Genomic DNA, 23,440 nt, shown 5'->3' on the forward strand with positions numbered 1-23,440 from the left:
CGTCGCTATTTTTTCTTATAGCGACGTTTTCCTTATGCTATTTCCCGTTTCCGTACTGCTCGTCGCTGACTTTTTCCAGCCATTCAACCGGGCTGCCGTTAAGCGATTTGGCAATGGCAATGTGCGTCATCGCGGTTTGTGCCGTCGCACCGTGCCAGTGTTTTACGCCTTCGGGTATCCAGACGATATCGCCCTGATTGATTTCCTGAATCTCGCCGCCCCATTCCTGAAGCCAGCCCCGACCCTGTGTGACGATCAGCGTCTGACCGAGTGGATGGGTATGCCATGCTGTGCGGGCACTGGGTTCAAAGGTGACCGTCGCGCCACCAACCCGAGCCGGGGCGGTGCCCTGAAAGGGCGCGTCGATACGTACGTTGCCGGAAAAATAGCTTTCCGAGCCAGGTTGGGACGGGTGTGAACCACTGCGGGTAATTTTCAATTTTTCCTCCGTTCCGGCAATCGCAGCCGAAGCTAACATGGATAACATCACGACAGAGGCGGTAAGTCATCTCATGGAAAGCGTAGCTGTTATTGAAGAATTTGTAGTGATTGAACGATTCGCTGTGATTGAACCATTCAGGGTTGCTGAAAGATGAAAGACAGCGGCTGTGAAAAACGTTACTGCGATTTACGGAGAAGCACCAGAGGACAAAACCAGCAAGCGGCTATGAATTATATTCATTAATTACGCCGTGCAATGCGGGGATGTTATGTCCCGTTGCTGATTTTCAGCGTGGCTTAATTCGTGATTGACCGTTTCACATGGACATCATCCATGACACCACTCTTCGGACACTCTGATGTTAAAAGAAAATTTTAATGACCTCATTTCGTTCCTTGTGGTGGCAAGAGAACGTAGTTTTACTAAAGCGGCGGCGAAGCTCGGGCTGTCCCAGTCGGCACTAAGCCATTCGATTCGCGGCCTTGAAGAGCGGCTTGGCGTGCGTTTGCTAACCCGAACCACGCGCAGCGTCGCACCGACGGAAGCGGGAGAGAAGCTGGCGCATAGCCTCGGCCCGCATTTCGCGGATATTGAAAGCGAGCTGGTGGCGCTGGGCGACATGCGCGAACGGCCTGCGGGAAATATTCGTATCACGGCGGGGGAGCATGCGGTTGATTCAATATTATGGCCGGTGTTAAAGCCATTTTTGGCGAATTATCCCGATATTAACGTCGACATCACGGTGGATAATGCCTTAGCCGATATTGTTCTCGGCCGCTTTGATGCGGGCATTCGCCTGGGAGAACAGGTGGAAAAAGACATGATTGCTGTGCGTGTCGCACCGGAAATGAGCATGGCAGTGGTCGGTTCCCCGAACTATTTCGCTCGCAATCCTGCCCCCGCGATGCCACAGGATTTGCAGCATCACCGCTGTATTAACCTGCGTCTACCGACGATGGGCGGCATCTATGCATGGGAATTTGAAAAAAACGGTCGGGAAATCAAGGTCCGCGTTGAGGGACAGCTGACCATGAATAGCCTGCGCCAGCGGATCGACGCGGCACTCATCGGGCTCGGTCTGGCCTATGTACCGGAAGATTCGGTGAGAGATGATATTGCCAGCGGGCGTCTGATGCGGGTGCTAACGGAATGGTGTCCACCGTTCCCCGGCTACTACCTGTATTATCCCAGCCGCAAACAGCACACCACTGCCTTCTCACTGTTTGTGGAAGCGCTGCGCTACCCGCGTTAGGATTGGGTTATTGGGTAGTAAGTCAGGCGATTAAAAAGCGGTTGAGATAATCGGTTCCACCGACAAATTTTGAATATTCAAGGAAATGAAATGTGTTCTGATAATAATGACGCGCTTTTAGCGATTTTTTCTGGTGAGTTTAGCGTTAGCGACGATGCCTGGACGTTGGATGCCGTGCGATGGAGTTTTGTTGAGAAGAAAAAGATTATTGCCAGTTTGAAAGGGAAAATGGGGAGCGGCCCGTTTAGTGCAGAGATCGAGCTATTATGGCGGGAAGAACTCAAAGACTATTTCGGCAGAGGCGAAATTACCTATGATAATTATCGCTCGGAATACAAAACTAATGGTTTCGCAATAAAAATAATGGCATCAGATATTTATGTAGAAGATGATGTTTGCGTTATTGACGATGCTGAATGGCTGGAGAATGGCTATCCATATTCATTTTATGGCGATCTAGAACGGGCCGCGAATTGAAGTGAATAGCGGCCATTTTTAATAATGACCGCTATTTGGCTAGCGTTACCTTGAGGGGGAGTGGATTTATTCGAAGGCGTTCGTATGTTTTGTAAAATACATCGGATCGATGCTGGCTCTGATGAACATACCACCGCATTAATGTCTTGATTGCTCGCACTGATTTTTTAGCCTCATCATTTCCGCTGGTGGCAAGGGTGCCGTCATCATAGAACGATATTTCATACACGCTGGCGTTTCATCAGTAGGGGATTTTTTCGTGCTGGATGAGCAGGCGATAACAAACAGGGTTATTGAGATGATTAATAACCGTGGGAGAGTGGCCTGATAATTTTTCATCGATTCTCCTTTTAGTTTTTGCAATTACGTATAGCCCTGTAAAACGTGATGAGGAATACCGAGCGAATCCGTAATATTGCGAATACATTAAGTTAACATTAAGAGAATGGTTTGTCAGATGAAATAAAAAGGAAAGCCGGGATGACGCTATTCGTACTTATTCATCGCACCAAGGATTCTTGAACATCATCATCCCTAAAACCCCTAACAAACCTGAACGCACGGGGTCCGTCACCGCTCTTTACTACCGCATATTCAAACCACGTAAGTGATAATGGATGCAGGAGAGCCCTTCTCCTGCCTCGATCGCGCGTGGCTCGTCAGCCTTATTCTGTGACGGACATAAACACTGTACATACCGTTACACAGCAACGCTCATCATCGGCGATAAGCCTGGTATATAATCCAAAAATACAGGGGACGATTTACTGTGAAGATAAAAATTCACAACTTTCAAACAATAAATATCATGTAGCCTTACTTTATAATGAAAATCAAAAATACTCTCTGCCTACATATCCTGATGGCTACCCTTGCCATCCTGTTTCTTAGCGTTCCCCCGTTGGTGAAGAGCGTTGATCCGGTGCTGACATTCCAGCCGCTGATTAACACGATGGAAGGGACGGAAAAAGAACAAAAGGAAAAGATAGCCACCATTTCCCATGCATTACAGGGAAATGCGATTTTCTTTCTTGGCGCTTCCGAGGTCTCTACATCGGAAGATGAACATTACGCTATCTATAATTATTTTAATAACCAGTTACACCGTCCGGTTGTGGCCTATGGCGATAGCTATGTGGATAGCGTCACGCACTTTTTACTGCTCTCACGTTTTAAAAATGAACTTAACGCGAACAGTAAAGTTGTTTTGCTGCTGGCACCCGATAGCTTTTATTCAGACGGTATTCCGCCGGCCATTTTTGCCAACAATTTTCCCGCATCTATTTTTGATCCCCTGATGCAGGATAACCAGACGCGTCCCTTTTTGGTCAATTACTTACAACATATCGATAAAGAAGAGATAAGCCATTTAACGTTCGGCCAAATGAAGGTCTATGGCTGGGATCCACAACTTATCTGGCAGGAAGTGAGTTATCAATTTGCTAATTTCTGCGAGCTGATAAAAAACTATTGGCTGTCGATGCTGCGTATTATCCCTCAGTCGACACAACCGTGGCCGTATCAGCCAACCGCCAACATGACGCCAGACTGGAGTCGCGAGTTAGATCAGGCTCGCGTGCTGAACCAGTCCCGTCAGCAAAGCGCAGACACTCTGTGGATGGATAAGTCTGTTTTTGCCGACGATCCAACGCGGGAAGAGTGGGATGACGCGCCGATTGTTCCGGCGCAGATGGAGGCATTACGAGCGACGATCAAACTGCTGAAAGCGAGTAACGCCCAGTTTGTGGTCATTGTCGATCCGATTAATCCGTGGGCGATTAAGAATTCCGAGAAATTCCAGCCAGTCGATAGCCAGATCAGATCGATGCTGGACGCAAATCAGGTCCGCTATTTTGATATGTATGCGCAACCTTATCAGAACGGCTGGAATTGGGATCGCCTGCACCCAACCGATCCGGCATGGGGCGCGATGGATCAATTTATTGCAGAGAGTTTTAAATGATGAAAACTGCCATTCGCCTTTTTTTCCTTTATCTCTTTCTGGCAGTCACCATCGTCGCGTGGACGTCTGTTGATGAAAGCATGAGTTTAAAAGTGCATTTCGAATATCAAAAATTCTGAAGGATGAATGATGTATAGTTCCGGGGCATTTTTTTTCTTTCTGTTTTCATCCGCGTTACTGTTTGCGCTGGTTAATCGCGTATTCCGTTATCGGCTGACGTATTTATCTGCCTTCTCCGTATTGGCGGTATTCGGCTGGGGATATATTTTCCAGGGGGACTACGTTGTTCCCGTGGCGGTGTTCCTGAGCTTTTATCTTCTCGTCACCTTAAAAGAGAAAGGGTGGTTAAAAACCTGGCAGGCGGTCAGCCTGACGCTGTTGCCGCTGTTTTTGGTGAAATTACACCTTAATAACCACTGGGGCATGATCGGCCTGTCCTTTATGACCTTCCGCGCCATTGATGTCCTGCTTTATCGCAGTAAGAAAGATGGCCAGAATTTCCTGCACTACTTCTGCTACCTCTTTATGCCTTTTATTATTCTGGCTGGTCCGATGTATCGCTGGCGGACATGGGTTAATGACATTAATAAACCGGTCTTCACGCTGACCCGTGAACAGTTTTTAGTGGCGATGGAGCAGATTTTTACCGGCATTATTCAGAAGTTCTTATTCGCCATGCTGATCAATAATCTGGTGATTGAGTCGTGGAGCCAGCGCCCGTTTACGTTAAGCGTGGGTGTCGTGATGTCGCTCGCCTACAGCGCCTACCTTTATTTTGATTTTGCTGGCTACAGCAATATGGCTATCGGGGCGGGGCGCTTATTTGGCCTGAATATTCCGGCGAACTTCAATATGCCTATTCTGGCGAAAAACCCGCAGGACTTCTGGCGGCGTTTCCACATCAGCCTGTCTGAATGGCTGCGAGATGTGGTCTTTATGCCGATTTATATGAATCTGATGAAGCTCGATTTTTTCCGACAGAACAAAACGTTGGCACAGAATATTGGCATCTTCTGCACCCTGTTTTGTATGGGGGCATGGAACGGGCTTGAACGACACTATGTCATCAGCGGCGCACTGTTTGGCGCCATTTCCGTTGCCCACAACATGCTGCAGTGGTCAGCCAAACGCAGTCCGGCGCTGAGCAATTGTCTGCATCATCCGGTTATTGCGTTCATCGGTCGAATTCTGACGCTGGCAAGCGCCGCGGCCTCCCTCTACATCTTTAGCGGAATGTCCCCACTATGATCCTTAACTCTGAACTTCAGGAACTACAAGACTTCCTCCGTGCGGCATTACTCGACCCCGCGAACCCAGATCAGTTGGCGATTACCGGTAGCGATGACGCGATGACCTGGCAGCAGCTCTCCGTCGCCGTGACAGACTGGTCGCATCGCTATCAGCAATGTCGGCAGCCTGCGGGAGCGCCAGTGGTGTTATATGGGCATCAGCAGGCGGAGTTTGCCGTGGCGATCTATAGCTGTCTGCTGCATAACATCCCGTATATTCCGGTGGACTGCATCTATCCTCAGGAGCGGCTTAACGAGATTTGCCATCTGGCGAGCGCCCCTTATTATTACGATGTGGTGACCAGACAGTTTATTGCTACCGGTGAGGCAGGGCAGGCGCTGGTCGAGCAGGATCTCGCCTATATTATGTTTACCTCCGGCAGTACCGGAAAGCCGAAAGGGGTGCAGATCGGGCGTGAAAGTCTGTGGCACTTTATGAAGTGGGTGCGTCAGGACTTTTCGCTGCCAGACGTGCCGGTGCTGATGAATCATGCAGTGTTCAGTTTCGATCTCTCGTTGATCCCGCTGCTGGCGAATCTGGCAACGGGAGGGCACATCGTCCTGAATGCGAAAGAGGATATCGCGGCAGAAAACTGGCTCGATCGCCTGAAAGACAACGGCGTTTCCGTCTGGGTGTCAACGCCCTCTTTCGCCTACCAGAGGCTGCTTTCCCCCCAGTTCAACAGTGAATATTTACCTGAACTTAACGTCTTCGTGTTCATTGGCGAAGTGCTTAACAAAGCGCTGGTAAAACAGTTACGCCGTCGTTTCCCGCATGCCAAAATTCTCAACTCCTATGGCCCAACGGAAGCGACCATCGCAACCACCGTCATCGAAATCACCGATGAAATCCTGCACAGTGAAAACGATCTGCTGCCGGTGGGTGCGATGATGCCGGACTCCAGAATGGAAATTACGTCTGAGGGCGAACTGATCATTTGGGGCAAAAATGTGATGCGCGGTTACCTTGGGCTGGCGAAAGAGAATGCGGAGAAATTGCTGCATCGGGAGAGCGAAGCATTCCGGGGCTACAGAACCGGCGACCTGGGCTACGAGGACGGGCTGCTGTACTGTCAGGGCCGCAACGATAGCCAGATCAAACTGAATGGCTACCGCATTGAAATCAATGAGATTGAAAATCGTCTGCTGGCGATATCCGACATCAGCGAAGCGGTGGTTCTGCCGTTGATGAAATCGGGCGGTGGCGTTCTGCGCATCGCGGCGTTCTGCGTAACGAACTTAGCGCCAGAAGCGATTAAAACGTCGCTCTCGAAGGTGATTCCGCCTTACATGGTGCCTTCCCAAATTATTATCAAAGATGCGTTGCCGCTTAATCCTAACGGCAAAATTGACCGTAAACTGCTGGACAGCCATGCCCGCACGATCTAATGACTCAGGAAAAAATGATGGAACAAGAAATACTCGCGCTGTTTGAAAAGATCTTATCCCGTAAAGTGGGCTTTAACGATGAGCTGATTGAGTCCGATATTCTCGACTCTATTCTGGCGGTCGACTTGGTGCTGGAAGTACAGGACGTTTACGGCTGCGTGATCCCGCCAACCGAAGTCGCCACCGTTCTGAAAACCCCAGCGGATTTGGCCCGCTACATCGAAGAGAACCGCGGCTAAGCCTGAAACGGCGACGGTTTTTTCTCGTTATTTAAAGACCCTGGATAGGTTTATCTGGGGTTTTTTAATTGGGGGGAGTATCAAGGTCCATTACATCATTAGATTTTAGTGAAAAGAGGAGGGCAGTGATTCTCTATTCAAACCCTCCTAATTATTAAAATTGTATCCGTGGTGTTGAATATTTGTTGCCGATATTATCTGAAAAGATCTTTCAACAATGGATAATACACGGAGAAGTAAAATGGACTCATTCACTTTAGAAGATCGCTTTGATTATCAGCCTTTAACTCATTCCCAAGGTGAAACCTGTCATTTTGGTGTGCGTATTGAGCCTAAACAGTCAGGCGTGCATATTGGTGAATTATCACCTACCTGGCTGCGTACATTAGTAGAGAACGAACAATTAGTGGTACTGAGGGGCTTTGATAGCTTTACGAGTGCAGAAAATTTAACAACATACTGCGCAGCCATCGGTGACATTATGCAATGGCCATTTGGTGCCGTGTTGGAGCTGGTTGAACAACCCGATGCGACCGACCATATCTTTGCTAATAACTATGTTCCCTTACACTGGGACGGCATGTACCTTAAAACCGTGCCGGAACTACAAGTCTTTCAATGCGTCTCAGCCGTTGGCGAAGGGCAGGGGGGGCGAACCACGTTTTCGAGTACCACCACGGCGTTACGTCTGGCGTCACCCGAAACCAAAGCGCTGTGGCAGCGTGCCACAGGTCAGTATCAGCGCGCCGTCGAGCTATACAGCAGCACCGCGCAGGCCCCTATTATCGAGCAACATCCTTACCGCACTCATCCCGTCATTCGTTTTTGTGAGCCGCCGATTGCTGGTGATAAAGAATTCTTGAACCCATCCACTTATCACTTCTCCGGTATTGAACCTGAAGAGCAAGAACAATTACTCAGCAGCTTGCAGCATGCCTTATATGATCCACGGGTTCAGTATGCTCACCAATGGCAAAGCGGCGACATTGTCATAGCAGATAACTACTCGTTATTACATGGTCGTGAATCTTATGCCAGCCAGAGTGGCCGTCATCTGCGCCGAGTGCATATCCATGCTAAACAGCCGCTGAATAACCCACATTTGGTGCAGCCGTCATGAAACCACAGCATGTTGATCTCATGATTATCGGCGCCGGGCCTGTCGGCCTGGCCTGTGCCTATCTTGCTCAGCTGTCAGGTTTAAGTACCGTCATTATCGATAAATCATCAGGGCCGCTAACGGTAGGCCGCGCTGATGCGCTAAACGCCCGTAGCTTACAGCTGTTTGAAATTATCGGTTTATTCGACGAGCTTTATCCCTTGGGCAAAACCTGCAATACCAGCTCAGTCTGGTCAAAAGGTAAATTTATTTCACGCCAGTCTACCTGGTGGGATGCTTTAGAAGGCTGTTTCCACAAGCATTTTTTAATGATTGGTCAAGCTTATGTGGAACAAGCGCTCGATAATAAGCTCACCGAGCTAAAGAGTGCCGTGCGCCGTAATACTTCTGTGGAAGATATTGTGCTGGAGGACGACGGCTGTCTCACCACGCTCACCAGCGGTGAGACCGTGCGTTCCCGGTATTTGATTGGTGCAGATGGTTCACGATCGTTTGTGCGCCAACACTTTGCTATCCCGTTTGAGATTACTCGACCACAGATTACCTGGGCAGTGATTGATGGCGAAATAGAAACTGATTTCCCAAAAGTACCGGAAATTATTGTTTTCCAAGCAGAAACCGCCGATGTCGCCTGGATACCACGTGAAGGTAAGATTGATCGTTTCTATATCCAGATGGAGAGTGAGGACTTCACGCAACAGCAGGCGATAGATAAAATTAACCATGCTCTGCAACCACACCGCCTGCAATTCAAGTCGATTGAGTGGTACTCACAATTCTCGGTTAAAGAGTCTGTAGCAGAACACTATATCCTTGAAAATAAATTATTTATCGCTGGCGATGCGAGCCATATTCACTCGGTAAATGGTGGGCAAGGGCTAAATACCGGATTGGCCGATGCATTTAACCTCATCTGGAAAATCGCGATGATTACCCATCATCATGCGCCTCAAACGCTATTACAAAGTTACGAAACGGAGCGAAAAGCGGTCGCGCTGGAAGTCGTAAAAACGTCAGCGGAACTCGTGCGTTCAACCAAAACCTCAGAGACAGGCACCCATGCCGATGACTACGTCAAGATTGTCGAAAAACGGGCGGGTTACATCACGGGGATGGGCGTTCGCTATGGAACCGACGGGCGTGTTGGCGAAAGGCTGCATGATTTTATGTGGCGTGATTCTCAATCTAGTCAGTCAGGCAGAATTTACTCACATTTAAATTATCGCAATTACAGTTTGCTCATCATCGGTGCGGCGACTGTCCCTGCATCACTGCCTGATGTCGTCAATGTCCTGCACGTTGAAACGGGAAGTAGCCCCTATTCCGAGCAATATCTGTTAGTTCGGCCAGATGGCTATATAGCCGCCACCGCTCCTCTCGACCAACCTTCCGCGATCGGTCATTACTTTAGCGACTGGCGAGTTCAATAGCATAAACGTTGCCGGCTCAGTGAGACTGCACTGAGCCGTCTAAAGTGAATGGTTCGGTTTATTGGGGGGCTTACACTTACATTTCGAGGATCTCTTGAACCCAATCCCCCCAACATTCACAACCAAGTCGTGACTCAACTGTACCCGGATGAGATGCAAACCACCATTCCTTTACCACTTCATATTCCGAGGGTATAAGGGTGAATGGACGCCAACAACCCATTCTTCCATCTTGATCACATGGATCACTGCCAACCAGAAAGAATTCATTCAGAAAGGGCAAAGTTGGGAAATAGCCAGAAGAACTAATGACACCAAAGATGCCATAAAGCACTTTGGTGTTCTCATCTAAAATCCGTTTAGCATTATTAATATTATTCATAGAAATCCATTCATCTGATGTTTACGTTATTGTCATGTTCTTACTAAGTATACGTACCTTGGTTTTCTTACTCGATAGTATTTTTGGATAGTGTTTAGCTATGATGTCGTTCATACGTTCAACCAACTCCTGGTGTTTGAAGGTCAAATGCGCGGTTCCCTTCTGAAGTAACGAATACTGAAGAATTCATCTTCGTAAGTTTCCTTAGCCGGATTCTCCCGGGTATGTTCCATCAATCGCGTAGAGATATTGCCACGGTTGTCAGGGATGGGTTTACCGGTCACTAGGATCGCCACCAGAAGCGACAATTTTTCGAGCCTCTTCCCGTTTTAGTCTCGCCTCTGCCAGCAAGATATCAGGATAGACACCGATAGATAATTTTTTCTCTTTCCCTGCAACGCGGTATTCAAACGCCAGTATTTGGCTCCATTCGGCTTTATCAGAAGAGAAAGGCTTGCGCCGTCAGTGAGTTTGTATTCTTTGTTTTGTGGCTTGGCGGTTTCTATCTGTCGAGCATGTAAGTGGCATCGTGGGGAGCTCCTAATAGTCATTGAACAAGAAGAGCCCTCATAGAGGCCCCCAACATCGACTTGATTTCCGGTATGCTGGGTTGACCTCGGTGGAGCTCAGCGGCAGAAAATCCTAATGATATCAATGAATATAAAGGGGTTTTGTTGAATTCGGTAGAGTCTGGGAGAACTTAAAATGGTACGCCCTACAGGGCTCGAACCTGTGACCTACGGCTTAGAAGGCCGTTGCTCTATCCAACTGAGCTAAGGGCGCATTTCAAAAAGAAATGGCTGTTGCGTGTTACAACAGTGGGCTGGATTATACCCACACGTCCCAGTGAGTCAACGGGTTGGCGCTGGATTTACGCTATACGGTGAATCCCTGTACAACTTTGGTGAATGTCGCTTTCTCAGGTGTGACTTTTTTGCACAATTGCGAGCCTTGTCCACATGCACTACACATAGCAATGAAAATTTCAGTTTTATCTGCTAGATGCGTTCAGTAATTCTTTTCAAGTTATGAACGGACGTATTCTGCGTTCTGCGCTGTTGGTACACTATGCCCGCATTCGTGGGTTTTGGATGAGTGTGGGCTGCTTTCACGTGCCGGGTTTGCCGCTCGGCTATTTGTGGATCCGCTATTTTGTCGAACTTTGGAACCTTTTGATTTATGAACATTCTTTCATCCGCATTCTTGCGCGTTTGTCTGCTGGCAATGTTGATGCTGCCTGTTGGATATGCATCGGCGGCGAGTGCGGATTCTGATCCTGACCCACAGCCTGCGCAGACCGATGCGCCCGTAAAAATCAATGTCGATGCCGAGTTGATCAAGCTGCAAAAACAGTTAGATAACATCAAGCAGCAGGTTTCAGGCACCAATAGCGACAGCAAATTTGGTGCGTTGAATGACACAACGCAGGAACTGGTGAATAGCGCCAATGAGCTTGCTAATGCAGTAGCACCGCAGCGCGCTCAAATTCAGGCTCAGCTGGATGTCTTAGGACCAGCGCCAGAGCCCGGATCCAGCATTAGTGAAACCAGCGAAGTGACGCGTAAGCGAAACAGTCTGAATACGCAAAAAGCAAAAATGGATGCGCAGATCGAGCAGATTCAGGCTTTACGCACCGGAGCGACCAATCTGTCCGCGCAAATCGTGACTCTGCGCCGTAATGCGTTGAAAACGCAGCTGGCATTGAATTCCGGTAGCATTCTGGGCGGGCGCTTCTGGGCACCGATTGTGGCTCCGCAGGCGGAGGATGTACGCCGCCTGAGCACCTTTCAGGATCAATTAAGTGACGCTTTTACGGTGGCCTGGGAGCCAGACTGGCGTTACGGCTCCGCACTCCTGATTTTGATCGCCATGGCTATGAGTTCGGCGGGGCGTCGGTATATGGAGAAATGTCTGGCCTGGGCGGGAATTAACTGGCTGCCGGAAGGGCGTCTGCGGCGGAGCTTTTTAGCCACGGCGTCGGTTATTTCAACCGTGGTCACGATCGGTATTGCGGTAAATCTGATCGACTTTACGTTTACGCGCCACGGTGAAGCTTCAGAACGCGTCGTGTCATTCCTTGATGCGTTGGTGAGACAGGCCATTTTCTGTTCGATGATCGCTGGATTGGGGCGTGCGTTCCTTTCGAATCAGCGCCCTTCATGGCGTTTGCCTGCGATTGCTAACCCTGTCGCAAAAGCCATGAAGCCGTTCCCTGTGGTTGCCGCGGGCATTATTCTGATCTTCGGTTTTATTGAACAAGTGACGGCGACGGTGGGAACATCGGTCGCGGCAACCATTATGGTGAACGGCTTATCTGCACTGTTCCTGGCCTTTACGGCGGGGACCATTACGCTAAAAAGTGATCAGATTCGTCGGCAGATGGTGCATTCAGGGGAACAGCCGGAAGCGCGTTCGACATTATCCGGCATTATTCATCTTGCCGTATTGGCAACATCGTTCTCTATTCTGGTGTCGCTGGTCATCGGCTATATCTCACTGGCTCGTTTCCTGGCGTTCGAGCTGGTGTGGATTGGCATGGTGTTCTCCTGCCTGTATTTGTTCTCAACGTTTATTACCGATATCTGCGAAAGCCTCTTTTCTCCCAACAACGCCAGCGGCAAGCGAATGAAAAATTCGCTCAATCTGGACGATCGGCATCTGGCTCAGGCTACCTTGCTCCTGTCGGCTGCCGGTAAAGTCTTTTTAATCTTGATGGCGGCCGTCGCTTTACTGAACGGGACGTTTGGCACCACTACGCCGCTTGAGCTGGTGCAAAAAGCCGTTGAAATCTGGGGCGGAAAAGGGCTGGAAACGCTCAGCATCGTGCCTGCACATCTGGTCAATGCCGTGCTCTTTCTGGTGGTGGGGGTTTATGTTTTACGCTCCTCAAAACGCTGGCTGGAAGATGAATTCCTTCCTAAAACGACGTTAGAACGCGGTATCCGTGCGTCGCTGGTGACGCTGTTCAGCAACATCGGCTACATCCTGATTATCCTGCTGACGTTGGCGACATTGGGGATTGAATGGAACAAGCTGGCATGGATTGTCAGCGCGCTGTCGGTGGGCATCGGTTTTGGCTTACAGGAGATCGTGAAGAACTTTATCTCCGGCCTGATTTTGTTGACAGAGCGCCCGGTGAAAGTTGGCGATTCGGTCAGTATCAGCGGCGTTGAAGGTGATATCCGGCGGATTAACGTGCGTGCGACGGAAATTCAGCTTGGCGACCGTTCGACGGTGATCGTGCCGAACTCCCAATTTATTTCGCAGAATGTGCGCAATATTACGATGGGGAATCCGTTTGGGGTTGCCACGCTGGCACTGACGTTCCCGCTGGATATCGATCCTGAAGAAGTCCGGACACTGTTATTGGATGCTTACATCAGTCATGAGGCGATTCTGGAAACCCCTGCACCGTCAGTGAAATTCAGCCAGTTGAACCCAACGGGCATGGTGCTGAGCGTCACGGGCTATGTCAGCAGCCCGAGAATGGTATCGGAAGCGAAGAGCGATCTGTTGTTTGCGATTATCAAGCGACTGCGGGAATCTAATATTCCACTGGCCGTACCGCAGAAGATGGTGCTGGAAAACTCAGGGCTTGCGCTGACTGACGGCATGTCGGGTGAGGATAAATAATGTGCTCAGCCATCCGTTATCCGGCAGTGAACGGGTAACGGATGAACATCGAAGCCGTGCTTACAGGATGTGAAGCGCGGCTATTTTTCCTGCTGTTTAATCATATCGAGATAGATTTCACGCAACCGCTGAGTTATTTTTCCGGGCTTACCGTCGCCGATCGTTTTTCCATCCAGCATTACGACGGGGAGAACGAGCATGGTGGCTGAACTGACAAAAATCTCTTTAGCGTGATACGCCTCTTCCGGCGTAAAAAAGCGTTCTTCCAGCGTAATGCCCTCTTTTTCTGCCAGCTTGAGCAGCGACTGACGCGTAATACCGTGCAGAATAGCGTTGCTGAGTGGGCGGGTCACAACCGTGTTGTCATGCAGGACGATGTAGCAATTGCAGGAACTGCCTTCGGTAATGAAACCGTCTTCAACAAAGAAAGCGTCGTCGGCCTGATTGGCATGGGCATACTCTTTTGCCAGGCTGGCGGCGAGCAGGCTGACGGTTTTGATGTCCCGACGCTGCCAGCGAATATCCTCGGTGGTGACAACGTGCAGGCCCGTTGTGGCTTTCGGGTTACCGACCAACGAACGTGCCTGAGTGAATAACACCAACGTGGATTTGACGTCAGCAGAAGGGAAATAGAAATCACGATCGCCGGCATTGCCACGGCTAAGCTGTAAATAGATCGCGCCTTCTTTCAGATCGTTTTTATTGATCAGCTCATCGTGAATCTCTTTGAGTGCCTCAGGAGTGACAGGCAACGTGAGCGACAGCTCGCGGCAGGAGCGTTGCAGGCGAGTGATATGATCGGCGAAATCAACCAGCTTGCCATCGATGACCGCCGTCACTTCATAGACGGCATCGGCAAACAGGAAACCACGGTCAAATACAGAAATTTTTGCTTCATTTTCTTCTACATACTGTCCATCAACATAAACAAGACGTTGCATCACAACACTCCTTAATAGTTGCTCAATGCAGGTTAACGCGCGTTATCCCCACAATAATGCGTCGGGCGGTAATATTTCGCTACCGTTATAGTGCAACCCGTTAGTACGATCGCGCTGCAAGAGCAGTGGGCCATCCAAATCGACCACGGCGGCACCTTGTGCCACGACAAATGCGGGAGCCATCGAGAGCGATGTACTCACCATGCAGCCGACCATAATTTTTAAACCTTGCTCCTGCGCATATTGTCGCAGACGCAGGGCTTCCGTTAGACCGCCGGTTTTATCCAGCTTGATGTTGATCATGTCATAGCGGCCGACCAGAGCGGACAGCGACTGACTGTCATGACAGGATTCATCGGCACAGACGGGAATCGGGCGGGGCAAGTCTGCCAGCACATCATCTTTGCCTGCTGGGAAAGGTTGTTCGATCATCGTTACGCCAAGTGCCGCGAGTTCAGGAACCAGCGTCAGATAACGTTCGGTATCCCATCCTTCATTCGCGTCCACAATCAGACGAGCCGATGGTGCGCCTTCGCGCACGGCGGCAACTCTGGCCAGATCGTCTGCATCGGCCAGCTTTAGTTTGAGAAGAGGGCGGTTAGCATGATGTATTGCGGCGTGGCGCATACGGTCTGGTGTATCCAGCGATAGCGTATAGGCCGTCTCCAACGCCGTAGGCGAAGGGAGATTCAAACGCTGCCAAATGCGCTGTTGGTGCTGTTTGCACTCCAGATCCCAGAATGCACAATCGAGCGCATTGCGCGCCGCGCCTGCGGGCAGGATGGTTTGCAGCCTCTCCCGATCTAAACCGTTACGGATGTCGCCGTGCAGTGAGGCAATTTGTGCCGTGACGCTGTCGAGGGACTCGCCGTAGCGCGAATAAGGGACGCATTCGCCGTAGCCTGTCACGTTGCCAGACTGGATCGCCACCACAACGACATCCGCCTGACGCTTGCTGCCGCGTGAAATGGTAAATGCGCCTTCTATTGGCCAACTCTCGGTGAAATATCGCATCTCAGTCATAAGCTTACTCTCGGGTTAACCATCCTGTGCCTCAGGGGGGATAAGCGCCTTATTTACAAGGCCTGAGCGGGTCATCAAGTGTAATGCTTCTTTCGGTGCGTATTCTCCATTTTTCGCGATCTTAGCCAGAAATTGATGACGCTTAATTCCAGGCTGGAAAAATTTACGAGCACAGTATCGACAGGGCGAATTATCTGAGATAGCTTGAATAAGCTCATCACACTTCAGGTCGCCTGTACCCCTGTGGTTAACGAAAGTTGTAGTTAACGAAAGCTGTCGTCAACGAAAACGGGTTTACTGCGATTTGAATGATGTTGAGTAGAGTGCCTTTACAGGCACTGCGTCGCTCGGACGGTCCGGGCGCTCACGTTAATCTGAGGATGTTATGGCTGATTCTACTTCTCCGCGCCGTTTTACGCGCATCGATCGTCTTCCCCCGTATGTATTTAATATTACTGCTGAATTGAAAATGGCTGCGCGTCGTCGCGGCGAAGATATTATTGATTTCAGCATGGGTAACCCTGACGGCCCGACCCCTCCTCATATCGTGGAAAAACTCTGTACAGTCGCACAACGCGAAGATACTCACGGATATTCGACCTCCCGAGGCATTCCGCGCTTACGCCGTGCGATCTCCCGCTGGTACGCCGATCGTTATGAGGTTGATATCGATCCTGAAAGTGAAGCTATCGTCACGATTGGCTCCAAAGAGGGGCTGGCGCACCTGATGCTGGCAACGTTAGATCATGGCGATACGGTGCTGGTGCCGAACCCCAGCTACCCGATTCACATTTATGGTGCAGTGATTGCCGGGGCGCAGGTGCGTTCTGTGCCGCTGGTGGACGGCGTCGATTTCTTCAACGAATTAGAGCGCGCGATCCGCGAGAGTATTCCGAAGCCGAAAATGATGATTCTCGGTTTTCCGTCGAACCCGACTGCACAGTGTGTTGAGCTGGATTTCTTTGAACGCGTTGTGGCGTTGGCAAAACAGTACGGCGTGTTGGTGATCCACGATCTGGCCTATGCCGATATCGTGTACGACGGCTGGAAAGCGCCGTCGATCATGCAGGTTCCCGGCGCGAAGGACATCGCGGTAGAGTTCTTCACGCTGTCGAAAAGCTACAACATGGCGGGCTGGCGTATCGGCTTTATGGTTGGCAACCCAGAGCTGGTCAGCGCGCTGGCGCGGATTAAGAGCTACCACGATTACGGCACGTTCACGCCGTTGCAGGTGGCGGCGATTGCTGCGTTGGAAGGCGATCAGCAATGTGTGCGGGATATTGCCGAACAGTATCGCCAGCGCCGTAACGTGTTGGTGCGTGGTCTGCACGAGGCCGGCTGGATGGTTGATGAGCCGAAAGCGTCAATGTACGTCTGGGCGAAAATTCCTGAAGCCTATGCGCATCTGGGGTCGCTGGAGTTTGCCAAACGGCTGCTGTCGGAAGCGAAGGTTTGCGTCTCCCCCGGCATTGGCTTTGGCGATTATGGCGATACCCATGTTCGATTCGCCTTAATTGAGAATCAGGATCGAATTCGGCAGGCGGTGCGCGGTATTAAGGCCATGTTCCGCGCCGACGGTCTTCTGCCAACTACCAAATCCTTACCCGGCAAGGGCACGACTGCCTGATAGTCATTTCCTGATAGCTGCGGCTCCCAGTCGACTGACTGGGAGCACATAAACATGCCGTGACAGCGGCTTATCATTTGCTAGAATGCCTACCGTTAATCTCAATCAGGATGAGTTTGTCATGTCATTATCTCTGTCTAAAATTTCTGCGTTAACGCTGCTTTGCGTTACGCTGGCCGGGTGCCAGCAAACAGGAACGTCTGCCCAAAAAGGAACGGCGGCAGGCCAGTCTTCTGCGGTAACGGTTTCTCCTAACGATCAACTGAATCAACTGGCGTCGCTGGTTGCGGCTACCCGCTATCTCAAATCGAAGTGTAACCGCAGCGATCTGCCTGATGATGCGACGATTGCCAATGTCGCGTTGGCTGTAGCGAAACAACGAGGCTGGAATGTTGCGAGCTATCAGGCTTTACCGCAGCGCAGTGAAAGCCTGTATCAAGGGTTATTGAAAGACAGTACGCCAAAAGAGGCGCAGTGTTCGGAATTTAACCGTACATTGGCGCCGTTTATTGAGGCCATTCGCAGCCAAAGCTAAGGCGTAGCACTTCCACTTTGATTGTCGGCGGAACGTTCATTTTCGTTGAATTTTCCGCCCGGCCAATCTTCCAATGCTTCAAGAATAAACACCTCACCCTCTACGCTGAAAATGGTCATATCCTGCTGGATCTGTTCTATGGTCAGCCCTTCTATTGGCGAATCCCCTTCGCGGAATTGCAGGCCGTTGAGCGTGATGCTGCGCTTGGTATCATCCGACGTGTAAACATGTGCGCTGTAGGCCAGCGGCGGAATCTCACCGTTGCTGATGGCGGGTAACGGCAGCGTGGTCTTTTTCTCTGATGAGGCGGGTGTATCGATATGTGCCTCTTCCTGATGAGGTGTAGCGGCGAGTGCTGCTGGCGTTTGTTCTTCTGCCGCAGGCAAGGTAGTCGCTTGAACCGCTAAAGCGGTCGTCGGAGAAGCAGGGCTCCCCCAGCGCTGGTGGCTGAACCAGCCGAGTGCGGTAAAAAGCAGAGCATAAATAACCATCAGATAACCGGGCATCGGGTATCTGGCAAGCAGTGCTGGCTGTGAGTGTGTCGTTGCGTCCGGTGCGTTATCCACGCGCTTATCCTTAAGTGTTTTAGGGGGTATTTAGGTCGTGTAGCACCACATCATAAACCAAAGTCGGGTGAGTAGGATGGTGCCGTCTGCCTTATTTTGCAAAAAATAGAAAGAGCCAGAAAACTGAATCTCTCGGTTATGTGACAGTTCCTCCATTTTGATTAAAAACTATTACAGTCATAATAATCACAGATGGAATCTTGATGCGGGTCGCAAAAAAAACGTGTGAATTTGCTTTAATGAAACCATGTTTTACCATTGTAGGTATAACGTTTCTTTTTGATGTTCGATAATCAATCAGCGTGGGGTGGTGCCATCATCATTTAATTAACAGTCCCGAGTGGTAAATGGGCAGTATTATTATGTGGTTTTTTACTACAGATAGTGTGCTGCTTTTTTATCAATAAGGGACGTGCCAATCTGCCACGACATTAAGAATAAAAGTACTTTTAAAGTATGCGATTAATATCGCAGGGTTTTGTGCGGATTTATTTTTCTATTTTAATAATTAAAAAATACTGAGGGATAAAATGTTTAGAGCGGTTATTGGAACTGGTCGTTTACGTACCTGTGCGGTAGCTATTGCCCTTTCCGGGCTCGTGCTTTCCGGGTGTGATAATAGTCAGCAGCCAGTGGCAGAAGCAGCTCCGCCAGATTTGCAGGTGAAAACGGCACCGTTTGGCTGGGCTGCGCAATATCAGAATACGGATGGTAAATTTTATGCAACGACGGGGGGCGAGGGCGCACATGAAAATAGTATTTATGTCGTCACCAGCCGCCAGGAATTAAAAGACGCATTAAATAACATCCGCAGCCCCCGTTATATCGCCGGTGATGCTGATGCGGAATTGAAGGCGAAGTTAGAACCCAAAATTATCTACTGGCAAGGCACGGTCCGCGGCGATGATTTAGGCAATGGACGCTATGCGGATGCTGAGTATTATAAAACCAAGCCGAATAAAACGACGTTTGATTTTGACTTATACGTCAAAGCGTTCGACCAGGATTATATGGCGCAGTTGAAAGCGACGGCGGATGCGGGCGGCAGCGATGCGGCGGCGGCTAGCGCTGAACTTAGCCTGCTTAAAAAGCAAAATGGTCAACGCTCGCAGTATGCCAACAACCAGAAGGCGCAGATTCAATTTCAGGTACCGCCGAATACCACGATTTTAGGTGTGGGTAGCGAAGCGAAACTGGTAGAGGGCTATTTATCCCTCAATACCTTAAGTCACACGTTTGGCAAAACCGATAACAGCAACATCATTATCCGTAATGTTACGTTTCAGGCACCGCGTGACTTCGCCCCAGCCTGGGATGCGGGCGACGGTGATAAAGGCAACTGGAATGCGCGCTATGATTCCGTGTCGATTAACGCCAGCAAAAATGTCTGGGTCGATCACTGTACCTTTACAGACGGTGAACATCCTGACTATCAGGAACCGGTGCTATTTGGCAAACATATCCAACGCCACGACGGCTTGCTGGATATCGAAGACGGTGCCGACTACCTGACGATTTCCTACAACATTTTTGCCGAGCATGACAAAACGGTATTAATTGGCTCCGGCGATGGTGATAAAGGGGAATACCGAATCACTTTTGAAGGCAATTTATGGGACAACAGCGTGCAGCGTTCACCGCGTGTGCGCTTTGGTCAGGTGCATTTGCTGAATAACTACCATCGCGGGGCAACGGATACAAATTACCCCATTCTGTATGCCATTGGGATGGGCTTCGATTCATCCATTCTTTCCGAAAGTAACGTGTTTAATTTCCAGGGCGGCGGCGCGGATGAAAATCTGATCATCGGTGCCTACAAAGGAAGCAAATTTAAAGACAACGGCTCCTGGTTCAATGGCAATCCGGCAAGCAATTTGAATCAAATCGCATTAGGCAAATGCAGCACATTGCAAGAAGCCGAGAAGGCTGCCGCTACGAATTCTGGCAAAGCGGTACCCGCATGGGCGCTGGAAACCTGCACCAATGAATTGGAATGGAGCCCGCCTTATGCGTATAGCGCCGGGAAATCCATTGCCGCCGTTGAGAAATACGTCCTGGACAATGCCGGAGCAGGGAAACTGGATATTTCTCTGCCGTGAATTGCCTGATTCAACCCATTATTCTTTTATTTGATTTTTATCTGTAAACCCTCTGCCGATAGGTTTCGCTCTGTGGCAACTACCCTGCCGTAGGGCGAAATACATCGGGCAAAATAATAGTAAAAATACAGGAAATGCTATGACTGACTTTTTACCTCGAACCCGTCTTACGCTCTGCGCAACATTGGTCCTGAGCGGCCTGATTGCCGGATGCAGCGATAGCGACTCAACGCCGGATGTCGGTGTTGATCGTTCCGCTGCGCCACAAAATCTTAAAGTGCCGACGTTGGCTTATGATGACCGCAGCGTGGTACTTGCCTGGGAAAAACCGACCAAACCTGCCGCTGGCATTAAGGATTACCGTGTCTATATGAATGGAACCTTGCTGGGCGGAACCATTGATAACCAGAACACCCATTCGCCGGCCAAGCCCTATATCGATAATTTCTACAATTCGATTGATACCGATAACTGGCATGTCCGCGTCAGCTTCCACAATTTCAAGGTCGATAATCTGTCGCCTGAAACGGAATACCGCTTCACGGTGCGCGCGCTTTATGACGACGGCAAAGAATCTGTTGATAGTGAAACCGTCGTGCAGAAAACGACGGCGACGCCAGCTTCACTGAATGTGACCAACTATGGTGCGAAAGGGGATGGCTTAACCAACGACACGGTGGCGATTCAGAAAGCGATTGATGACTGTACGCCAGCCGCGTATCCGAAAGGATGTAAGGTCGTGGTTGAAGGGGGAACGTTTAAAACGGGGGCGCTGTTCCTGCACAGCGATATGACGTTTGAAGTCGCGAAAGGTGCCACATTGCTGGGATCGGCAAACGGTGATGATTACCCGCTTGCCCGAGGCTACTATCTCTACCCTTATAGTTCACCTAAATTGCCGAAGCGTCCGCCTTCTTTGATTAACGTACTGGAAGCGGACGATCAGGGCAGCAGCCATGCAGGCACCTTTAAAAATATTCGTATCGTCGGGCAGGGCACCATTGATGGCAATGGCTGGCTGCGCGGCATTAAAGCCAGCGACACAAACATTACTGAAACTGATGAGTTAAATAACACCTTACCGCTCTATCGTGCGAGTAAAGCCACCAATGTCAGCAGTGACGGTATTCTGGCAAAAGACCAAACGGCAAAAGCCGTTGCTGAAGGAATGCTACTGGATGAAGCGTACAAAAACCGACGTTCCAGCCTGATGACGCTGCGCGGTGTGAGCAATATGTATCTGGAAGGGCTGACGATTCTGAACCCGGCATACCATGGTGTGATGGTGCTGGAATCCGAAAATGTGGCGATGAATGCGTTGGTACACACAACGTATGACGCGAATAATGCGGATGGCATTGAATTCGGAAACAGCCAGAACGTCATGGTATTCAATAACTTTTTTGACACGGGTGATGACAGCGTAAACTTTGCGGCGGGATACGGTGCCGAAGTGGCAACGCTGGGGCAAAAAGCGCAGAGCGGTGCCTGGATCTTCAATAACTACTTCCGCCGTGGGCATGGTGCGGTGGTTACGGGTAGCCATACCGGTGCCTGGATTGAAAAAATTGTTGCTGAAGATAACGTAATGAATAAGACGGATGTGGGCCTGCGCATGAAGAGTCGACCCTATTATGGGGGCGGCTCGCGTGACGTGGTATTCCGTAATAACGCGATGCGTGATATTGTCAACGAGCCGTTTGTGTTCACGATTAAATATAAAGCGGACGTGAACGATACCCAGCCTGCTGCTGAGCCCGCACAGTTCCGTGATGTGACCGTTTCCAACGTCACGGTTGATGGTACAGCGAAGAAAAACAGCATCATGGTCGATGGGATGACCGTGGCTGAAATGGCTGATGCGTATAAGTTCTCTTTTGGACGTGATGCTTATCATCAAGGCTTACATTTTGAGAATGTAAAATTCAAAAATGTAAAAGCTACTGACATCACATTCCTGAAGAACAGTGAATTTAAAAATGTCATTTTTGAGAATGTACCGGGAGCCTGGAATTTCGGTCATATTGAAAATATCAGGCTCGAAGACCGTGTAAATAATGATGCCGCGCTGACGACCAGTGGTGATGAGACCATCACCCGGGAAGCCGCAACGGAATAAGGCATTTTCCCCACGCTACTCGGCGTGGGGAGTATTATGGATGATTACCTATGGCACGATTGCAAGCTTTCAAAGATCCGTCTTTTAATTCGTTGGTTGCCACTTTTCGGTCACTGCCCGCTCCACTGATCCGACGTATTGTGTTGGGGCTGATTTTGCTGCTGATTTGTCAGCAGTTGGCCGTATTGACCTGGCGCTTTCTCCTCCCTGAAGACTCACGCATTGTTGGCGTGTCGGTCACGCCTGCCCAGGCGAAAGAAAAGCCCGCAACGCCGGGTGATTTTACCTTATTCGGCCATGCCCCCGCTGCAGATGCGTCTGCGGTTAACGACGCCGCATTATCCGGCGATATTCCTCTGACCTCGTTAAATATCAGTCTGACTGGGGTGTTGGCGAGTGGAGATGCCAAGCGTTCGATTGCCATTATCGCTAAAGATAGTCAGCAATACAGTCGCAGCGTCGGCGATGCCATTCCGGGCTATGAAGCCAAAATTGTGACTATCTCTGCCGATCGTGTCGTGCTCCAGTACCAAGGGCGCTATGAAGCGCTGCATTTGTATCAGGAGGACAGCACTGCTGACGCACCGCCATCTTCTGGCGCGTTTAGTCAGGTGAAAGAGAGCATACAAAAAGATCCCTTCTCGGCGCAGGACTACCTGAGCATTTCTCCCGTCACGGAAGAAGAAGTACTGAAAGGATATCAGTTAAATCCCGGCAAAAATCCCGATCTTTTCTACCGCGCAGGCTTGCAGGATAACGATCTCGCTGTGTCATTAAACGGCATGGATTTACGCGATGCGGATCAGGCACAGCAGGCGATGGCGCAGCTAGCCGGGATGAGCAAATTTAATTTGACCGTCGAACGTGATGGTCAACAGCAGGATATATATCTGGCACTGGATGGAGACCACTAA

General features: G+C 50.0%; 20 protein-coding genes, 1 tRNA gene and 2 pseudogenes. 14 read left to right on the forward strand and 9 right to left on the reverse strand.

What is annotated here, in order from left to right:
• Positions 1-37: 37 nt before the first annotated feature.
• Positions 38-478: a (R)-mandelonitrile lyase gene (locus MYB54_RS06520; protein ID WP_248721696.1), complete on the reverse strand. Its 441-nt coding sequence runs from the start codon at positions 476-478 to the stop codon at positions 38-40.
• Between the two features lie 322 nt (positions 479-800).
• Here MYB54_RS06520 and MYB54_RS06525 point away from each other — a divergent pair, with 322 nt between their 5' ends.
• Positions 801-1,694, forward strand: a complete 894-nt coding sequence (locus MYB54_RS06525) for a LysR family transcriptional regulator (RefSeq protein WP_039503092.1) — start codon at positions 801-803, stop codon at positions 1,692-1,694.
• A 90-nt stretch (positions 1,695-1,784) separates the two neighbouring features.
• Positions 1,785-2,171, forward strand: a complete 387-nt coding sequence (locus tag MYB54_RS06530; protein WP_248721697.1) for a hypothetical protein — start codon at positions 1,785-1,787, stop codon at positions 2,169-2,171.
• 138 nt (positions 2,172-2,309) lie between these two features.
• Here MYB54_RS06530 and MYB54_RS06535 read toward each other — a convergent pair whose 3' ends face one another.
• A complete protein-coding gene (locus MYB54_RS06535; protein ID WP_071822601.1) occupies positions 2,310-2,510 on the reverse strand; it encodes a hypothetical protein in 201 nt (66 codons plus the stop codon).
• A 487-nt stretch (positions 2,511-2,997) separates the two neighbouring features.
• Here MYB54_RS06535 and MYB54_RS06540 point away from each other — a divergent pair, with 487 nt between their 5' ends.
• The 6 genes from MYB54_RS06540 to MYB54_RS06565 all read left to right on the forward strand — a co-directional run bounded on the left by MYB54_RS06540 (position 2,998) and on the right by MYB54_RS06565 (position 9,601).
• Entirely contained in the window at positions 2,998-4,134 is a 1,137-nt protein-coding gene (locus MYB54_RS06540; protein ID WP_248721698.1) for a D-alanyl-lipoteichoic acid biosynthesis protein DltD, read from the forward strand.
• Positions 4,135-4,263: 129 nt separating this feature from the next.
• On the forward strand, positions 4,264-5,382 hold the full coding sequence (locus tag MYB54_RS06545; RefSeq protein WP_039520449.1) for a membrane-bound O-acyltransferase family protein: 1,119 nt from the start codon (positions 4,264-4,266) through the stop codon (positions 5,380-5,382).
• Positions 5,379-6,812 carry an AMP-binding protein gene (locus MYB54_RS06550; RefSeq protein ID WP_205593490.1) on the forward strand — a complete coding sequence of 478 codons (1,434 nt, stop codon included), beginning with the start codon at positions 5,379-5,381 and terminating at the stop codon, positions 6,810-6,812. The genes MYB54_RS06545 and MYB54_RS06550 overlap by 4 nt, the downstream gene beginning before the upstream one ends.
• 17 nt (positions 6,813-6,829) lie before the next feature.
• The gene (locus MYB54_RS06555) at positions 6,830-7,051 is read left to right on the forward strand and encodes an acyl carrier protein (protein WP_010300175.1); all 222 of its coding nucleotides are present in this window, start codon (positions 6,830-6,832) and stop codon (positions 7,049-7,051) included.
• 241 nt (positions 7,052-7,292) lie between these two features.
• Positions 7,293-8,171: a TauD/TfdA family dioxygenase gene (locus tag MYB54_RS06560; RefSeq protein WP_104209542.1), complete on the forward strand. Its 879-nt coding sequence runs from the start codon at positions 7,293-7,295 to the stop codon at positions 8,169-8,171.
• Positions 8,168-9,601 (forward strand): FAD-binding protein, encoded by a 1,434-nt coding sequence (locus tag MYB54_RS06565; protein WP_248721699.1) that lies wholly within the window; start codon positions 8,168-8,170, stop codon positions 9,599-9,601. Before MYB54_RS06560 ends, MYB54_RS06565 begins: the two co-directional genes overlap by 4 nt.
• A 76-nt stretch (positions 9,602-9,677) precedes the next feature.
• Here MYB54_RS06565 and MYB54_RS06570 read toward each other — a convergent pair whose 3' ends face one another.
• The 4 genes and pseudogenes from MYB54_RS06570 to MYB54_RS06585 all read right to left on the reverse strand — a co-directional run bounded on the left by MYB54_RS06570 (position 9,678) and on the right by MYB54_RS06585 (position 10,766).
• Positions 9,678-9,983 carry a hypothetical protein gene (locus MYB54_RS06570; RefSeq protein WP_205593493.1) on the reverse strand — a complete coding sequence of 102 codons (306 nt, stop codon included), beginning with the start codon at positions 9,981-9,983 and terminating at the stop codon, positions 9,678-9,680.
• Between the two features lie 21 nt (positions 9,984-10,004).
• A pseudogene (locus MYB54_RS06575) lies at positions 10,005-10,270 on the reverse strand (DUF4942 domain-containing protein); the annotation flags it as partial.
• Positions 10,257-10,534: pseudogene (locus MYB54_RS06580) on the reverse strand (Arm DNA-binding domain-containing protein). The pseudogenes MYB54_RS06580 and MYB54_RS06575, both read right to left, overlap by 14 nt.
• A 155-nt stretch (positions 10,535-10,689) precedes the next feature.
• Positions 10,690-10,766: transfer RNA gene (locus MYB54_RS06585), tRNA-Arg, on the reverse strand.
• Positions 10,767-11,162: 396 nt separating this feature from the next.
• Between MYB54_RS06585 and MYB54_RS06590 the strand changes: the two genes are divergently transcribed.
• Positions 11,163-13,616: a DUF3772 domain-containing protein gene (locus tag MYB54_RS06590; protein WP_014916111.1), complete on the forward strand. Its 2,454-nt coding sequence runs from the start codon at positions 11,163-11,165 to the stop codon at positions 13,614-13,616.
• Between the two features lie 80 nt (positions 13,617-13,696).
• On the opposite strand, the gene MYB54_RS06595 is transcribed toward MYB54_RS06590, so the two are convergent.
• Together MYB54_RS06595 and dgcA are read right to left on the reverse strand one after the other, a co-directional pair.
• Positions 13,697-14,557 carry a D-amino-acid transaminase gene (locus MYB54_RS06595; RefSeq protein ID WP_039526304.1) on the reverse strand — a complete coding sequence of 287 codons (861 nt, stop codon included), beginning with the start codon at positions 14,555-14,557 and terminating at the stop codon, positions 13,697-13,699.
• A gap of 42 nt (positions 14,558-14,599) precedes the next feature.
• The gene (gene dgcA, locus MYB54_RS06600; RefSeq protein ID WP_014916109.1) at positions 14,600-15,580 is read right to left on the reverse strand and encodes an N-acetyl-D-Glu racemase DgcA; all 981 of its coding nucleotides are present in this window, start codon (positions 15,578-15,580) and stop codon (positions 14,600-14,602) included.
• A gap of 385 nt (positions 15,581-15,965) precedes the next feature.
• Between dgcA and alaC the strand changes: the two genes are divergently transcribed.
• Together alaC and gspS are read left to right on the forward strand one after the other, a co-directional pair.
• Positions 15,966-17,207 carry an alanine transaminase gene (alaC, locus tag MYB54_RS06605; protein WP_014916108.1) on the forward strand — a complete coding sequence of 414 codons (1,242 nt, stop codon included), beginning with the start codon at positions 15,966-15,968 and terminating at the stop codon, positions 17,205-17,207.
• Between the two features lie 121 nt (positions 17,208-17,328).
• On the forward strand, positions 17,329-17,742 hold the full coding sequence (gene gspS, locus MYB54_RS06610; RefSeq protein ID WP_014916107.1) for a type II secretion system pilot lipoprotein GspS: 414 nt from the start codon (positions 17,329-17,331) through the stop codon (positions 17,740-17,742).
• On the opposite strand, the gene gspB is transcribed toward gspS, so the two are convergent.
• Positions 17,739-18,308, reverse strand: coding sequence for a type II secretion system assembly factor GspB (gspB, locus tag MYB54_RS06615; protein ID WP_014916106.1), 570 nt, complete (start codon positions 18,306-18,308; stop codon positions 17,739-17,741). The two genes, gspS and gspB, sit on opposite strands and share 4 nt — an antisense overlap.
• Before the next feature lie 530 nt (positions 18,309-18,838).
• Here gspB and MYB54_RS06620 point away from each other — a divergent pair.
• From MYB54_RS06620 to gspC, 3 genes are all read left to right on the forward strand, one after another.
• The gene (locus MYB54_RS06620) at positions 18,839-20,407 is read left to right on the forward strand and encodes a pectate lyase family protein (RefSeq protein WP_248721700.1); all 1,569 of its coding nucleotides are present in this window, start codon (positions 18,839-18,841) and stop codon (positions 20,405-20,407) included.
• A gap of 139 nt (positions 20,408-20,546) precedes the next feature.
• On the forward strand, positions 20,547-22,526 hold the full coding sequence (locus tag MYB54_RS06625) for a glycosyl hydrolase family 28 protein (RefSeq protein ID WP_014916104.1): 1,980 nt from the start codon (positions 20,547-20,549) through the stop codon (positions 22,524-22,526).
• 50 nt (positions 22,527-22,576) lie between these two features.
• Positions 22,577-23,440, forward strand: coding sequence for a type II secretion system protein GspC (gene gspC, locus MYB54_RS06630; RefSeq protein ID WP_248721701.1), 864 nt, complete (start codon positions 22,577-22,579; stop codon positions 23,438-23,440).

The sequence above is a fragment of the Pectobacterium nicotianae genome, from assembly GCF_023272715.1.
Classification (GTDB): domain Bacteria; phylum Pseudomonadota; class Gammaproteobacteria; order Enterobacterales; family Enterobacteriaceae; genus Pectobacterium; species Pectobacterium brasiliense.